The sequence below is a fragment of the Sphaerisporangium corydalis genome, assembly GCF_025506355.1.
In the GTDB taxonomy this organism is placed as follows: domain Bacteria; phylum Actinomycetota; class Actinomycetes; order Streptosporangiales; family Streptosporangiaceae; genus Sphaerisporangium; species Sphaerisporangium corydalis.
This window is the reverse complement of record NZ_JANZYP010000010.1, coordinates 1-14,045: the sequence shown is the minus strand read 5'-3', so window position 1 is coordinate 14,045 and position 14,045 is coordinate 1. Positions and strand designations below refer to the sequence as shown.

The 14,045-nt window shown below is 70.3% G+C and carries 17 protein-coding genes and 1 tRNA gene; 17 read left to right on the top strand and 1 reads right to left on the bottom strand.

Going from position 1 to position 14,045, the window contains the following annotated elements:
• Positions 1-3 precede the first annotated feature (3 nt).
• The 17 genes from NYZ98_RS09800 (at position 4) to NYZ98_RS09720 (ending at position 13,684) form a co-directional block, all read left to right on the top strand.
• Complete coding sequence (locus tag NYZ98_RS09800; RefSeq protein ID WP_262842267.1) at positions 4-699, top strand: NUDIX domain-containing protein; 696 nt, start codon at positions 4-6, stop codon at positions 697-699.
• Positions 696-881, top strand: a complete 186-nt coding sequence (locus tag NYZ98_RS09795; RefSeq protein WP_262842266.1) for a hypothetical protein — start codon at positions 696-698, stop codon at positions 879-881. Before NYZ98_RS09800 ends, NYZ98_RS09795 begins: the two co-directional genes overlap by 4 nt.
• Entirely contained in the window at positions 881-1,267 is a 387-nt protein-coding gene (locus tag NYZ98_RS09790) for an RRQRL motif-containing zinc-binding protein (RefSeq protein ID WP_262842265.1), read from the top strand. Before NYZ98_RS09795 ends, NYZ98_RS09790 begins: the two co-directional genes overlap by 1 nt.
• Positions 1,264-1,440, top strand: coding sequence for a hypothetical protein (locus NYZ98_RS09785; RefSeq protein WP_262842264.1), 177 nt, complete (start codon positions 1,264-1,266; stop codon positions 1,438-1,440). The genes NYZ98_RS09790 and NYZ98_RS09785 overlap by 4 nt, the downstream gene beginning before the upstream one ends.
• Positions 1,437-2,441 carry an MFS transporter gene (locus tag NYZ98_RS09780; protein ID WP_262842263.1) on the top strand — a complete coding sequence of 335 codons (1,005 nt, stop codon included), beginning with the start codon at positions 1,437-1,439 and terminating at the stop codon, positions 2,439-2,441. Before NYZ98_RS09785 ends, NYZ98_RS09780 begins: the two co-directional genes overlap by 4 nt.
• Positions 2,438-4,705, top strand: a complete 2,268-nt coding sequence (locus tag NYZ98_RS09775) for a cell division protein FtsK (RefSeq protein WP_262842262.1) — start codon at positions 2,438-2,440, stop codon at positions 4,703-4,705. The genes NYZ98_RS09780 and NYZ98_RS09775 overlap by 4 nt, the downstream gene beginning before the upstream one ends.
• Positions 4,706-4,844: 139 nt before the next feature.
• A complete protein-coding gene (locus NYZ98_RS09770) occupies positions 4,845-5,063 on the top strand; it encodes a hypothetical protein (RefSeq protein ID WP_262842261.1) in 219 nt (72 codons plus the stop codon).
• A gap of 24 nt (positions 5,064-5,087) precedes the next feature.
• Positions 5,088-5,387 carry a hypothetical protein gene (locus NYZ98_RS09765; RefSeq protein ID WP_262842260.1) on the top strand — a complete coding sequence of 100 codons (300 nt, stop codon included), beginning with the start codon at positions 5,088-5,090 and terminating at the stop codon, positions 5,385-5,387.
• A 64-nt stretch (positions 5,388-5,451) separates the two neighbouring features.
• Positions 5,452-5,688, top strand: coding sequence for a hypothetical protein (locus NYZ98_RS09760; protein WP_262842259.1), 237 nt, complete (start codon positions 5,452-5,454; stop codon positions 5,686-5,688).
• Positions 5,689-5,717: 29 nt separating this feature from the next.
• Positions 5,718-6,203, top strand: a complete 486-nt coding sequence (locus NYZ98_RS09755) for a single-stranded DNA-binding protein (RefSeq protein WP_262842258.1) — start codon at positions 5,718-5,720, stop codon at positions 6,201-6,203.
• Between the two features lie 70 nt (positions 6,204-6,273).
• Positions 6,274-6,537, top strand: coding sequence for a hypothetical protein (locus NYZ98_RS09750; RefSeq protein ID WP_262842257.1), 264 nt, complete (start codon positions 6,274-6,276; stop codon positions 6,535-6,537).
• Positions 6,534-8,396 (top strand): DNA polymerase, encoded by a 1,863-nt coding sequence (locus tag NYZ98_RS09745; protein ID WP_262842256.1) that lies wholly within the window; start codon positions 6,534-6,536, stop codon positions 8,394-8,396. The genes NYZ98_RS09750 and NYZ98_RS09745 overlap by 4 nt, the downstream gene beginning before the upstream one ends.
• Positions 8,393-9,478: a DNA cytosine methyltransferase gene (locus NYZ98_RS09740; RefSeq protein ID WP_262842255.1), complete on the top strand. Its 1,086-nt coding sequence runs from the start codon at positions 8,393-8,395 to the stop codon at positions 9,476-9,478. The genes NYZ98_RS09745 and NYZ98_RS09740 overlap by 4 nt, the downstream gene beginning before the upstream one ends.
• Positions 9,479-9,585: 107 nt before the next feature.
• Positions 9,586-10,533 carry a bifunctional DNA primase/polymerase gene (locus tag NYZ98_RS09735; protein ID WP_262842254.1) on the top strand — a complete coding sequence of 316 codons (948 nt, stop codon included), beginning with the start codon at positions 9,586-9,588 and terminating at the stop codon, positions 10,531-10,533.
• Positions 10,530-12,095, top strand: a complete 1,566-nt coding sequence (locus NYZ98_RS09730; RefSeq protein WP_262842253.1) for a YfjI family protein — start codon at positions 10,530-10,532, stop codon at positions 12,093-12,095. Before NYZ98_RS09735 ends, NYZ98_RS09730 begins: the two co-directional genes overlap by 4 nt.
• Before the next feature lie 18 nt (positions 12,096-12,113).
• The gene (locus NYZ98_RS09725; protein ID WP_262842252.1) at positions 12,114-12,302 is read left to right on the top strand and encodes a helix-turn-helix transcriptional regulator; all 189 of its coding nucleotides are present in this window, start codon (positions 12,114-12,116) and stop codon (positions 12,300-12,302) included.
• Positions 12,302-13,684: a tyrosine-type recombinase/integrase gene (locus tag NYZ98_RS09720; protein ID WP_262842251.1), complete on the top strand. Its 1,383-nt coding sequence runs from the start codon at positions 12,302-12,304 to the stop codon at positions 13,682-13,684. Before NYZ98_RS09725 ends, NYZ98_RS09720 begins: the two co-directional genes overlap by 1 nt.
• A gap of 123 nt (positions 13,685-13,807) precedes the next feature.
• Here NYZ98_RS09720 and NYZ98_RS09715 read toward each other — a convergent pair.
• A tRNA-Tyr gene (locus tag NYZ98_RS09715) sits at positions 13,808-13,889 on the bottom strand.
• Between the last annotated feature and the right edge of the window lie 156 nt (positions 13,890-14,045).

Here is a 14,045-nt window from a genome sequence, read left to right as displayed (position 1 = left end):
GCCATGACCCGCACCTACACACACCCCGACGTGTTCGACAAGGGCGTCCGGGAGGGGTGGGCCGACCCGATCGCCGACCCCGCCCTGATCGACTGGGCCATCCGGCAGGCCGAGGCCGCGATCCCGTTCCGTGTGGTCGACGGCCGCCCGGTCAACCCCCACGCGCCGACCGGCATCCGCTACGGCCGCAACGAGCTGGGGCACTGGGGCGAGCAACTGGCCGCCGACGCCGTGGTGACCGCCACCGACCAGGACGGGCGGCGGTGGCTGGCCATGGTCGAACGACGGGACGGACACGGCTGGGCGCTGCCCGGCGGGTACGTCGAGGCCGGCGAGAGCGCCGCCTACGCCGCAATCCGTGAGCTGGCCGAGGAAACCGGGCTGACCCTGCCCGGGGTCACCTGGCAGGTGCTCCCGGCGCGGTATGTGCCCGATCCTCGCGCCAGCGATGAGGCGTGGATGGTGACCGTACCCGCCCGAGTCCACCTGGGGACCAACCGCAGGGAGGCGTTCCCCGCCCTGGCAGGGGCCGACGACGCCAAGCGGGCCGCGTGGGTGCGCGCCGACACCGTCACGATCCTGGCCGACTACCTCCACGCGACGTACCGCGGGGTCATCTTCGCCGCCCACCAGGCCATGCTCACCGAATTCCTCACGGCCGCCGCCGTGGCGCCCGGTAGGGGAGGCGACCCGCGATGACCGCACCGGCCACGCCCGCAACCGGCACGATGCCCCGCGCCGGCGCCGCCAAGCCCTGCCCACGCTGCCACGCCCCCCTGGACGGCGGACCGGTGCTGTTCCACTGCGCCCCGTGCCGGCGCGCCGTCTACGCCGCCGACCTGGACAGCGAATTCCACGCCACCCTCGGGAAGGCTGCCTGATGAGTCGCATCCGCGCCGCGTTCTGGGACCCGACCGGTTCCCGGTACGGCATCCCGACCTGGCCGTGGCGGATGGCCCCGCCGCACCTGGCCACCCTGCGGCAGCTCACCGCCGCCGGTCTGCGCCCCGGCGGGCAGGGGGTGCAAGCACAGGTGTTGTGGCGCTCGCGCCGGCACGGCGCCCCCGGCGTCCGCGCCGCCTACCTGTACGACGTGCGGTTCGCCCTGCCCAAGCGCACCGCCACCCCCGCCCAGCTTCGCGCGCTGGACAAGGCCAACACCGCCCGCCGCACCTGCCCCGACTGCGGCACCGACGCCGGTTACGTGCTGCCGCGCCACCTCGGCACCTGCCTGGACTGCGCCGAGGCCACGGAGGTGGCCGCATGACGCCCCGCAAGCTCGACACCAGCAAGCGCCCCGGCATCACCGTCCACGGGGAGAAGCTCCCCACCTTTCAGAAGTCCGACGAACGCTTCCTTGAGGTCACCCGCAAGCACGGCATGACCCGCTCGACGCACTCCATCCACGACCGCCGCCCCGCGGGAGGTGAACGGCCATGACCGGCGCGAACGCTGCCACCTTGACCCGCGCCGAAGCTCAGGCGGAACTCGAAGGGTTGCAGCGCACCAGCCGCAACGTCGGGCGCCCGGTATGGGGCATCGCGGTCGGGGTCATGGTCTACGGCGCGGGCAACGTGTTCGGGTTGCTCACCGCGCACGCCGTCCACCCCGCTATCGCCTGGATGCTGTCGCCGATGGTGGACATGGGGTTGGTCGTCGCCCTGGTGGGTGGCCGCGCCCTGGACCGCTACGGCGTGCGTGACGGATGGCTGACCGCACTGCGCTGGACCGCCGGCCTGATGACGTGGTTGCTTAACGTCGCCACCCCCGCCATGAACCCCGCCGGAGTCGACGGGATCGGCGTGCTGATCCACTCCTGCGGACCGGTGCTGCTGATCGTGGTGGCCGAGGCCGCCGCCTCGATACAGCGCAACATCGCCGTGACCATCACCGCCCTGCGCCAGGCGATACAGACCGCCGACCGCCCGACCACCCTTATCCCGCCGCCCGCACCTCTGCCGGTCCAGCCGCGCCCGGCCCCAGCGCGCAAGCCAGCCCGCACGGCCAAGCCCGTTAAGACGCCCGCCGACCGGCCTCGCCGTACGGCTGTCTCCCCCGCGGACGTGGACGAGTTCATGCCGCTGGGATGGCGCATCGTGGCCGACCACGACGCACGCGGCATCACCTTGACCCGCGACCGGCTCCGCGACGCGGTCCGCCAGACCGGCCAGTCCATCTCGACCGACCGCGCCGGACGACTGCTCGCCCGGTTGCGGACCGAACCCCCGACCGACCCCGCCCCGACCGCACCGACCGCCGCGGACCGACCGCACGGTCCGACCGCCGACCCCACCCCCGCCGACCGCACCGACCAGACGCGGTCCGACCGCACCCCGCCCCCGACCGTCCCCGTACGGGACGCGGCCCCCAATCCGCCAAGAACAGTGGCCGCGCCCCGCAACCCCGCCCGCATGAACGAGCACGAGGTGACCCCATCATGACCCAGCCCAACGACCCCGGCGAGCGTCCCGCACGCGACTGGGACCTGTTCCCCGACGAACCCCACGACCAGATGCCCGATGACGGGCCCGTCGCTGAGGTGGTCTCGATCGAGACCGCCCGCGCCGGACGCCACCCCTACCCGCCCGCCGAGGACGCCCCCACCCCCACCGACCCCGAGACCCCGACCGGCGCGAGGGTTCTGGGCGACGCGGTCCAGGTCGACCAGCCCGGCGGGGAGCGCCGCGACTGGTGGGCCGAACTGGAGGGCAAGGCCAGCACCCGCCGCCGGATCGTCCCGCTGTGGCTGCGCTCGCGCACCGAGGCCGTGCACACCCTGAGCTGGATGGGCCGGCACTACGCCCACGTCACCGGCTACCAGCTCACCCACACCCCCCTGTACGCCGGACGCCTGGCCTACCGCTCCCCCCGCGGCCTGGTCCGCCTGGTGGGTGGCATGGTGCGCTGGACGTTCGACCTGGAGGGCGAACCGGTGCGGGTGGCCGCGGTCCAGAAGGCCGACCCGGAGATCTACCTCAAGCTGTCGCGTCAGCGTGACTCGCGGGTCCGGCTGCGGGTCCCGATCGCGCTGGCCGTGCTGATCACCCTGCTGATCGTGGCGCTGATCGTGACCGCCGCCCCGACCGCCGCCCAGTGGGGGACGCTGGCCGTGGCGCTGGCCGCCCTCGGCGTCCTGGGCAAGCCCGCCGACCGCCCGCTGATCGAGCGCGCCGTACTGGCCTCCACGGTGGAGAAGCTGACCAGCGACATCGTCATCCGCGCGTTGACCGCGCTCAGCATCCCCGGCATCACCCAGGCCATGTCCAAGAACCCCAAGGACGCCATCCGGTTCGTCGCCCCGATCACCCGCGACGGCCCCGGCTGGCGCGCCGACCTGGACCTGCCCTACGGCGTGACCGTGGGAGACGTCCTGGACAAACGAGACCGGCTGTCCGGTGCGCTGCGCCGGCCCCTCGGCGCCATCTGGCCTGAGGGCGACTCCTCCATCCATGAGGGGCGGCTGATCCTGTGGGTCGGCGACAAGGACCTGTCCAAGACCATCGTCACCTCGCCCCTGCTCAAGGCCACCATCCACGACGTGTTCAAGGGCATCCCGCTGGGCAACGACCCCCGAGGCCGTGCCGTCAAGGTGCCGCTCATCCAGCACAACGTGCTGATCGGTTCCCTCCCCGGACAGGGCAAAACCGCCACCGTGCGCGAACTGGGCGCCGGCATCGTGCTCGACCCCACCACCGAGGGATGGTTCCACGAGCTGAAGGGCACCGGCGACCTGGACCCCTACGAGAAGGTGTGCCACCGGTACGTCTCCGGCATCCACGACGAGGCCATCGCCTACGCCGCCGACTCGCTGACCCTGCTGCGCAAAGAGGTCATGCGCCGCGCCGCCACGCTCAAGACCCTGCCGCCCGACCTCTGCCCCGACAAGCGCGTCACCCGGCAGATCGCCGACAAACGCTCTCTGGGACTTCACCCACTGGTCTGCATCATCGATGAATGCCAGAACCTGTTCGCGCACGCCACCTACGGCGCCAAGGCCGGTGAGGACGCCGAATTCATCATCAAACTAGGGCGCGCCCTGGGCGTGGTGCTGATCCTGGCCACCCAGCGCCCCGACAAGGACAGCCTCCCCACCGGCATCAGCGCCAACGTGTCCATCCGGTACTGCCTGCGCGTCGCCGGCCAGATCGAGAACGACATGATCCTCGGCACCTCCGCGTACAAGAACGGGATCCGCGCCACGGTGTTCGTGCCCGAGGCCGACGCCGGCACCGGTTACCTGGTCGGCGCCACCCCGATGCCCAAAGTGGTCAAGTCCGCCTACCTGGACACCCCCCAAACCCAGCTCATCGCCGACCGCGCCCACGCCCTGCGCAAGGCCGCGGGCACCCTGACCGGGCACGCCCTCGGCGAGGGCCCCACCGTGACGGCGCCGACCCACGACCTTCTCGCCGACATCCTGTCGGTGGTCGGCCCAGCCGAGGTCAAGGTGTGGAACGAGATCGTCGTGGCACGGCTCGCCGAACTGCGGCCCGAGGTCTACGGGCCGTGGATGGAGCTGGAGGCCGACGCCCGCGCCGCCCAGCTCACCACCGCCCTCAAACCGCACGGCATCAAGACCGGGCAGGTCTGGGGCACCCCCGAAACCGGCGGCAAGGGCGCCAACCGGCGCGGCATCACCCGCGACGACATCACCACCGCAATCACCCAGCGTGACGGAAAGCAGGGGTCCGGGACCGGATCCTGACCCGCGAAATGGTGCTAGGTCTAGCGCCCGCCTCCGCTAGACCTAGCACCCCCGCTAGCACCCCATCCGCTGATCTACCAGCGCCCTAACGCCTAGCGGCCCACCTGCGCAAACCACGGAAACCGGCCAGGAGCCCACCATGACCGCGCTCATCGTCCTGCTAGTCCTCTGCCTCCCCGTCGTCACACTCGGTTACACCTGTTTCTGCTACGCCTCCCCCTGGGGAACCTGCAACCGATGCCGCCCCGCCGGCAGAAACCGCACCTGCCGCGCCTGCGAGGGAACCGGCATGCGCCCCCGCATCGGCTGGCAGCTCTACGTCTACGCCCGCCGCCTGCACCACAACGGCACCCGCTGACCCCTCCCCGGAAGGACCCCCGGCATGCGCACGATCCACGCCATCTACGTCGTCACCCCCGGAAGCATCTGGGCCGACCAGCGCGCCCTCGGCCGAACCGTCCTGGTCACCGCGACCGACACCCAGCACGCCACCTGCCTCACCCTGACCAACTCCGACGACGTTCAGCGCGTCGTGGACTACCCCGCGTACGGCAACCCGCGGGACATGCGTGGCACCACCTGCCGCATCCGCCTGGACCGATTCCGCCCCACCAGCAACGGTTTCGCCTTCGTGACCGCGAACGGCGCCCACCTGACCGCACTGCTCACCACCACGCCCTGACAACCCCGTGAAATGCCGCGCCGGCGTCCCGCACGACCCGCCCCGATGGAAGGACGACCCGCCCATGTCCGGCGAGACCACCATCACCATCGCCCTGTTCGCCCTGCCCCCGGCCGTCGCGCTCGCCGTCGTCGGCTACCGCCACGCGCTGACCCGCAGCCCTGAGGTTCGCTGCCGCCCCTGCCGTGGCACCGGCTACCGCCTGAGCCGAGTGTTCGCCCACTCCGACGCCCGGTGCCCCACCTGCGCCGGCAACGGCCGCCGCCCCCGCACCGGTACCCGCCTGCTCAACGTCCGCTGACCTGATCACCCAACGGAAGGGACCCGCTCATGTCCGGCGAGACCACCATCACCATCATCGGCAACCTGACCACCGACCCCGAACTGCGCTTCACCGGCAGCGGCCTGGCCGTGGCCGGCTTCACCGTCGCCTCGACCTCGCGCACCTTCAACCGCGCAGCCGGTGCGTGGGACGACGGCAACACCCTGTTCATGCGCTGCTCTGCCTGGCGCGAGATGGCCGACCACGTCGCCGAGTCCCTCAACCGCGGCGCGCGGGTCATCGTCACCGGCCGCCTGTCCCAGCGCTCGTATGAGACCCGCGAGGGCGACAAGCGCACCGTCGTGGAACTGACCGTTGACGAGATCGGCCCTTCCCTGCGCTTCGCCACCGCCAAGCCCGTCAAGGCCACCCGCAACGGCGACGCCAGTTCGCCGGCCACACCGCAGAGCGACCCGTGGGCCTCCAACACCCCCGCCCCGGCCGCGGCGGGCGCGCCCGGTAGCTCCTGGAACGGCGACGAACCCCCGTTCTAACCCTGCCCCTGAACGCGCCTCGGGGCGGCACCCCACCCGCCCCGAGGCTCCGACGAAGGGAGACACCACCATGACACCCACACCCGCCGATCAGGCCGTCCTGTTCACCGTCGACCACGAAACCGACACCCCGATATCCGGTGTGACCTCCGCGGGCGCCGACCCCGCCGCCAGCGACGCCGCACTCGCCGGCGACGGTTACCTGTGGCTCGCCGCGGCCCTGCCCCGCCCCCGGCCGCCTGCCTGCCAGAGGTGCCGCACGCCGGAAGTCCTCCCGGCCTCGGCCCCCGTCCTGTGGACCTGCCCGGCCTGCCACCCGCAGGAGGCCCGATGACCAGCGCCCCGCCCCCGGCCGCTTACGTGCGCGTCATCGGCGGGCACACCCTGACCGTCCACACCCCCGCCGGATTCGACCCCCGCGCGTTCACCGCGTTCACCGCCGGGGAGGAGATGCTGGGGCTGGACGTGGAGACCAGCGCCATCAACGACAAGGGCCCCCGCCAGTTCGCCCCCGGCTTCACCGTACGACTCGTCCAGTTCGCCAGCGCCACCCACGCGTGGGTCCTGGACCCTGCCGACCCCGCCCAGAACGCCGCGATCCGCGCCACCCTGGCTGACCCCGCCCGGCGGTTCGTCACCCACACCAACTACGACCCCGTAGCGCTCTGGGCGGTGTTCGGCATCGCCCTCGGACAGCGCGTCATCGACACCCACCTGATCTCCAAGCTGATCGACCCCGACGAACGCGCCGGCCACGGGCTCAAGGAACTGACCGCCCGCCACCTCGACAACGGCCTGTGCGACGCCGAGGCCGCACTGCACGACCGCATGCGCGCCCTGGCACCATCCGGCCACCGCGCCGGTAACGCCTGGCTGGTCTGGGGCTGGAACCACCTACCCACCCACGATGAGGCGTACGTCGTCTACGCCGGGCTGGACGCCCTCTACGCGCGACGCCTGCTCCCGGCACTACTGGCACGCTGCCGCGCCTTCACCCACCTGGTCCACATGGAACAGTGGCTCGCCGCCCGCGCCACCGCCATCACCATCCGCGGCCTGCAACTCGACCGCCCCTATACCGCAACCCTCCTGGCCGAGGTCCAGGGCGAGCACGCCGCCGCAGAGACGCGGATCACCACCGCCCTGTGCTTCCGCGGCGCCTCACCCCGCTTCGCCGCCTGGCTGGACACCCAACTCACCGCCGCCGGCATCACCGGCATGCCCCGCACCCCGACCGACCGCCTCCAGATCACCGCCGACACCCTCACCGCCCTGACCGAGCAGCACGCCACCACGCTGCCCGCCGTGGTGGCCAAGCTGGTGGCCGCACGTCTGACCATGGCACGGACCTCCAACCTGATCCACAACCTGAAGTCCTTCATCCAAGCCGCCGACCCGACCGGGCGGGTCCACCCGCAGATCAACACCTTGCGCGCCAAGACCGCCCGCATGAGCATCACCGCACCCGCCCTGCAAACCCTCAAGAAACACGACCCCCGGCTCCGCAGGTGCTTCGCCGCCGACCCCGGGCACGTCCTGATCTCCTGCGACTTCTCCCAAGTAGAGGTGCGGGTAGCCGCCGCCCTGGCCGACGACCCCACCCTCAAACGCGTCATCGCCTCCGGGGTCGACATCCACGACGCCACCGCCGCCCTGATGTACGGCCCCAACTTCACCCCCGAACAACGCACCGTGTCCAAACGATGCACCTTCGGCACCCTGTACGGCGGCGGCGCCACCGCCCTAGCCGATCAAACCGGCGTCACCCCCGACGTCGCCCGACAGGTCATCGCCCGATGGCGCACCACCTACCCGAACGTCATCGCCTACACCGCACGCCTGGCCACCGAGAAAACGGTGACCACCCCCAGCGGGCGCCGCATCCCCGCCGACCCCGCCCGCGGCTACGCAAACGGCAACTACATGGTCCAATCCACCGCCCGCGACCTCCTGCTCGCCGCCGTCTACACCTTCGCCACCCGCCACCCCACCGCCAAACTCTGGCTGTTCGTCCACGACGAAGTCATCATCCAAGCCCCCGCCGCCAAGGCCGAACACCTCCGCACCGCCCTGCGAGACGCCATGACCCTGACCTTCCGCGGAGTGCCGATCGTGGCCGACGCCGAGATCCTCGGCGCCCACTGGGGTCACCTGCCCGGCGGCACCTCAGCGAGCATGAGGGCCGCCGCATGAGCCCCCTCACCGCCACGCCCTCCCGCATTCAGGCACCGGCGCAACGGGTGCTGGCGCTGTGCGCCGGCTACGGCGGACTGGAGATCGCGATCGGCGCGGGGATCGGCACCCGCGTGGTGGCGTTCGCCGAGAACGACCCGTTCGCCGCGGCCGTGTTCGCCGCCCACCACCCCGGGATCCCGAACCTGGGGGACATCACCGGTGCCGACTGGCACGCGGTACGGGACTTCTACCGGCCGGACGTGGTCGGGGCAGGGTTCCCGTGCCGGAACATCTCCAACGCCGGACGAAGGGACGGAATCGGTGGCCGCTGGTCAAAGATCTGGAAGAACGTCGCTGCGGCTGTGGGCGTCCTTCGACCGCGTCTCGTGTTCCTGGAGAACGTGGCGGCGATCCGCTCCCGCGGGCTGGACGTCGTCGCCGCCGACCTGGCCGCGCTCGGGTATGACGCGCGATGGACATGTCTACGAGCTGGTGACCCCGAAGTCGGGGCACCGCACGCGCGGGATCGGTGGTTCTGCGTCGCCCATCCCGCTGATGCCGACCCCGACGACTTCGGACGGAACTGGCGGCCCTGGCACCTCGCCCAAGCGGCGCGGGACTGGAAGTCCGGCGCCTCCAACCTGATCGGCGTCAACAGCCGGCCGCTGAACGAAGTGGTGGTCAACCTGCTGCCCACCCCGAAGGCGTCGGACGGCCCCCACGGCGGGCCGAACCAGCGTGACGGCGGCGGCCGGTACTACCTGCCCGGCCAAGCCGTACGCCTGGACGAACGGTGGATCGCCACTGACGGCACCGACTACGGCCCCGCCATCCACCGCTGGGAAACCATCACCGGACGGCCCGCGCCCTGCCCCACCGAACCCGGCACCCGGGGAAACCGCCGCCTCAACCCCGAGTTCGGCGAGTGGATGATGGGCCTCCCCTCTGGCCACGTCACCGACCTGGACCTCCCCCGTACAGAGCAACTGAGGATCATCGGCAACGGCGCAGTGCCCCAGCAGGCACACCACGCCTACGGACTCCTACTCGGCGCCCACATGGCAGGCACGGCGCCGACCCTTGCGCAACGCGCGGCATGACACGGCCCCCTCTCCATGGCCTACGAGCCCGCCCTCCTAGGCCGGCAAGAGGGGGTCCGGCCCCGGTTCGCAGCCCGCTCAAGCGCCGTCAATCGACAGGAGTGACCGTGACCACCGCCCACCCCATATCACCCACCTCGCGGACGCGCCTGGCCGCCTGCGCGCTGGCCGCCGCCGCCCGCGGCTGGCACGTCTTCCCCCTCACCATGCACAACAAGGTGCCCCTCAAGGGCTTCACCGACTGGGAGCGCCACGTCACCACCGACCCCGAACTCATCCGCCGGATCTGGGGGCGGCGGCCCTACAACATCGGGATTGCGACCGGCCCGTCCGGGCTCGTGGTGCTCGATCTGGACACCCCCAAGCCAGGCGAGACGCCCCCGCCCGCATGGGATCGGCCCGGCGTCAACGACGGGGCAGACGTGCTCGCCCTGGTCTGCGAGGAAGCCGGACAGCCGTCCCCCACGCTGGAGACTTTCCAAGTCCGCACCCGCCGAGGCGGCACCCACCTGTACTACACCGCCCCGCCCGGAACCACACTGGGCAACACCGCCGGCAACCGCGGCCGTGGCCTCGGCTGGCTGATCGACACACGAGGATCCGGCGGCTACGTCGTCGGCCCCGGCAGCTACGTAGACCTGCCAGACGGCACCGGCCCCTACGAGGTCATCAACCCCGCCACCCCGGCACCCCTGCCCGCCTGGCTGGCCACGAGACTGACGCAAACCACGCCCGCCCCCCGACCGGCCGGTACCTCCGTGGGGGACGTACTGGCCAAGACAGGCGGAGACCGCGCCGCCGGGTACGCCCTGGGAGCGCTCCGCGGCGAGATCGATCAGGTCTTGACCGCACAGCCCGGCACCCGCAACGACACACTCAATGCCGCGGCATTCGCCCTCGGCCTGCTCACCGGCGGCGGACTACTTCCCCGCCATCTGGCCGAGACAACGCTCCAAATCGCCGCCGAGATCATCGGGCTCACCGCCGGTGAAGCGTTCGCCACCATCCGATCCGGGCTCGACTCCGGGCAACGCCAACCCCGGGACCCGGCATGAGCACCGACCGACCCGACATCAGCGCTGACGCCATCCTTCACCAGGTCGGCGCCAGCGAGGTGCTGGCCAAACTGCACGCACGCCCGCACGTGTGGGACACACCCGTGCCGCTCGGGCAACGCGCCGAGTTGCCGCCCTTCCCCGCGCACGTGTTCCCCGCCTGGGTCGCCGACCACATGACCGCAGTCGCCGAAGAGACCCAAACCCCGCTCGACCTCGCGGGATGCGTCGCCATGGCCGCACTGTCCACCGCCGCCGGGGGACGCGCCGTGGTCAACGTCCGCGGCTCGTGGGTCGAGCCGGTCAACCTGTTCGTCATGGTCGCCATGCCGCCCGGCTCGCGAAAGTCGGCCGTGTTCCGCGACATGACCTCACCCCTACGGCAAGCCGAAAAGGCCCTGTTCAACAGGGTCGGACCGCAGATCGTTGAAGCCGAGGTATCACGCCGCCTCGCCGTCGAAGCCGCCGATAAAGCCGCGCGTGCCGCTACAGCAGCGCGCGGCGAGGCCGCACTGTCCGCCGTCGCCGAAGCCCAAAGCGCCGCACTGGCCGTGGAAAGCATCCAGATACCGGTCAAACCGCGTCTCGTGGCCGACGACATCACCCCCGAAGCCGCCGCCAGCCTGCTGGCCGAACAAGGCGGACGCCTCGCCGTCCTCAGCGCCGAGGGCGGCATCTTCGCCACCGTCGCCGGCCGCTACTCCGGAATCCCCAACCTGGACCTGTTTCTCAAAGGCCACGCCGGCGACACCCTCATCGTTGACCGGCGAGGCCGCACCGAACACGTAGAACACGCCGCGCTGACCCTGGGTCTCGCCGTCCAACCCGAGATCATCGCCGACATCGCCAACATGCCCGGCTTCCGCGGCAAGGGCCTCCTGGGACGCATCCTCTACAGCCTGCCGAAAAGCAACGTCGGATACCGCCGCATCGACCCCCCGCCCGTACCACAGCACGTCACCGACCGATACGAGACCAACCTCCGGCAACTCGTCATCGGCATGCACGACTGGGACGACCCCGCCCGACTCACCCTCTCCCCCCAAGCCGCCGAGGTCTTCACCGCCCACCGCCACCGCACCGAACCCCGCCTACGCCCCGACTCCGGCGACCTCGGCCACATCGCCGACTGGGCAGGCAAATTCGACGGCGCCGTCACCCGCATCGCCGGCCTCATCCACCTCGCCGCGCACATAGACGACGGCTGGCGACACCCCATCACCGCCGACACCATGAACGCCGCCGCCACCCTCGGCGAATACTTCACCGCACACGCCCTGGCCGCCTTCGACTCCATGGGCGCCGACCCCGACCTAGAAGCCGCACGTACCGTCCACACCTGGCTCGAACGCACCCGCCCCGAACGCTTCACCGTCCGCGAGGCATTCCGCGGGGTGGCCAGCAAGCGATTCCGCAAGGTGGCCGACCTGGAAACACCGCTCGATCTACTCGAACAACTCGGCTGGATCCAGCGTGAACCCGAACCGCCACGTACCGGCCCCGGCCGCCGCCCTTCCCCCGCCTACACCGTTCACCCTTGCCTGTCTGGCGCACAGCAATAACCGAAGGGAGCCTGCCGAATGCTCACGGCCGCCAAGCTCACCGTTCGCGAGGTATGTGCCGAACTCCAGATCTCCCGTTCAACCTTCTACGAATGGCGAGCCAAGAAGAACGGCCCTCGTTGCATCACCCTCCCAAACGGCTCACTGCGGATTCGCCGAACCGACCTGGACCGCTGGCTAGACGCCCGAGAGGACTCTGCCGCCTGATGGAAGACACCACGTACGACGTGCGCGTGTACAAGATTGAGGCGCGCAAGAACGCCAAGGGGACCATCACCTCATTCCGCGTGCTATGGAGGGTCGGGGGTGAGCTGCGGAAAGAGACCCTGAGGAAGGCGGCGCAAGCCGACGCATTCCGCTCCAAGCTGATGACTGCTTCACGCGAGGGTGAAGCATTCGACATGCGCACGGGGCGCCCCGTTTCATGGGCACGAGAGAAGTCGCCCCTGAGCTGGTATGCCTTCACCCTCGCCTACGTAGAGACGAAATGGCCCTACGCCTCACCGAATCACCGTCGCGGAATCGCCGAAGCGCTCACCGACGCCACCGAAGCACTCTTGACCAGCGATAGCGGCCAACCATCCCGGGATGCCCGCCGGGGCGCTCTCCGGTGGGCTTACAGCACGCGCATTCGAGACAAGAGCGAACCGTCCCCCGAGCATGCCGAAGCGCTGCGCTGGTTCGAAGAACACACCATTCCGCTAGCTGCGCTCAGCGAACCCGGTAGAGGTGCCACACTCGCCCGCGCCGTGCTCGATCGAATCAGCCGAACTAAGAGCGGCGAATTGGCCGCCGCGAATACTGCCAACCGGAAGCGGATGGTTCTCAACAACGCAATGGAATACGCGCGGGAGATCGGCGCGCTGCCAGGGAACCCGCTGAAAAGCGTGAAGTGGACCAAACCCCGGACCATGAGCGCTGTGGATCCGCGTACGGTAATCAACGTGGAACAAGCCCGCCGTTTCCTCGTGGCCGTACGCAAGCACGGCAAGCGCGGCGAACGAATGCAGGCATTTTTCGGGTGCATGTACTACGCCGCGCTACGCCCGGAGGAAGTCATAGACATTCGCCGCGCACACCTGACAAGCCTGCCCGGCGAAGGATGGGGAGAAATGCGACTCACCAACGCCGAACCGCGCGCCGGTAGCCGCTGGACTAACAACGGCCAGCCGCGGGAGCGTCGCGCCCTCAAGCATCGAGCGGACGGCGAGACACGACCCGTACCGATCCATCCGGAGTTGGTCACTCTCTTGCGCTCGCACCTGGAAGAGTTCGGCACCGGCCCCGATGGGCGCGTGTTCATCGGCCCCCGAGGGGGAGAGATGACCGACCGCGCCTATCTGAAGGTTTTCCACGAGGCCAGAGAGAAGGCATTCACCCCCGAGGAAGCCGCCTCACCGCTCATGGATGTGCCCTACGCCCTACGCCACGCGGCCGTGTCCACATGGCTCAACGCCGGCGTGCCCGCTCCACAGGTCGCCGAGTGGGCAGGGCACAGCGTAGACGTGCTCTTGCGGGTCTACGCCACGTGCATCCACGGGCAGCAAGGGGAAGCGATGCGCCGTATCTGGGACGCGACGGCCTCGTAGGCACGTGGGAACGTATTGGGAACGATCAGCCGTAGAGAGCCATCGCGAGCCGTAGACAACCGGACACATAGCAAGAGGCCCCTGACCACGTTCATGCTGGTCAGGGGCCTCTTTGCGCTGGTGTGGCAGGTGCAAGGTTCGAACTTGCGTAGGCTGAGCCGACGGTTTTACAGACCGCTCCCTTTGGCCACTCGGGCAACCTGCCGTGTCGTCCGCTCTCGCGGCGACAGCAAGAAGAATAGCGGACTTCCGGGGTGCCCGTGACACCGGTTTGTCCCCGGCCTGATCATGCTTTGCCCCGGTGGCTCCTCGCGTCCTCGCGTCCTCGCCTCCGCCGAGGGTTCGGGGGGTTCGGGGGTGG

Bases quoted from the DNA above. Each gene is read 5' to 3' on its own strand.
- NYZ98_RS09775 (WP_262842262.1), top strand. From the start codon at position 2,438: ATGACCCAGCCCAACGACCCCGGCGAGCGTCCCGCACGCGACTGGGAC.
- NYZ98_RS09745 (WP_262842256.1), top strand. From the start codon at position 6,534: ATGACCAGCGCCCCGCCCCCGGCCGCTTACGTGCGCGTCATCGGCGGG.
- NYZ98_RS09780 (WP_262842263.1), top strand. From the start codon at position 1,437: ATGACCGGCGCGAACGCTGCCACCTTGACCCGCGCCGAAGCTCAGGCG.
- NYZ98_RS09720 (WP_262842251.1), top strand. From the start codon at position 12,302: ATGGAAGACACCACGTACGACGTGCGCGTGTACAAGATTGAGGCGCGC.
- NYZ98_RS09790 (WP_262842265.1), top strand. From the start codon at position 881: ATGAGTCGCATCCGCGCCGCGTTCTGGGACCCGACCGGTTCCCGGTAC.
- NYZ98_RS09785 (WP_262842264.1), top strand. From the start codon at position 1,264: ATGACGCCCCGCAAGCTCGACACCAGCAAGCGCCCCGGCATCACCGTC.
- NYZ98_RS09760 (WP_262842259.1), top strand. From the start codon at position 5,452: ATGTCCGGCGAGACCACCATCACCATCGCCCTGTTCGCCCTGCCCCCG.
- NYZ98_RS09770 (WP_262842261.1), top strand. From the start codon at position 4,845: ATGACCGCGCTCATCGTCCTGCTAGTCCTCTGCCTCCCCGTCGTCACA.
- NYZ98_RS09800 (WP_262842267.1), top strand. From the start codon at position 4: ATGACCCGCACCTACACACACCCCGACGTGTTCGACAAGGGCGTCCGG.
- NYZ98_RS09755 (WP_262842258.1), top strand. From the start codon at position 5,718: ATGTCCGGCGAGACCACCATCACCATCATCGGCAACCTGACCACCGAC.
- NYZ98_RS09750 (WP_262842257.1), top strand. From the start codon at position 6,274: ATGACACCCACACCCGCCGATCAGGCCGTCCTGTTCACCGTCGACCAC.
- NYZ98_RS09730 (WP_262842253.1), top strand. From the start codon at position 10,530: ATGAGCACCGACCGACCCGACATCAGCGCTGACGCCATCCTTCACCAG.
- NYZ98_RS09795 (WP_262842266.1), top strand. From the start codon at position 696: ATGACCGCACCGGCCACGCCCGCAACCGGCACGATGCCCCGCGCCGGC.
- NYZ98_RS09740 (WP_262842255.1), top strand. From the start codon at position 8,393: ATGAGCCCCCTCACCGCCACGCCCTCCCGCATTCAGGCACCGGCGCAA.
- NYZ98_RS09725 (WP_262842252.1), top strand. From the start codon at position 12,114: ATGCTCACGGCCGCCAAGCTCACCGTTCGCGAGGTATGTGCCGAACTC.
- NYZ98_RS09765 (WP_262842260.1), top strand. From the start codon at position 5,088: ATGCGCACGATCCACGCCATCTACGTCGTCACCCCCGGAAGCATCTGG.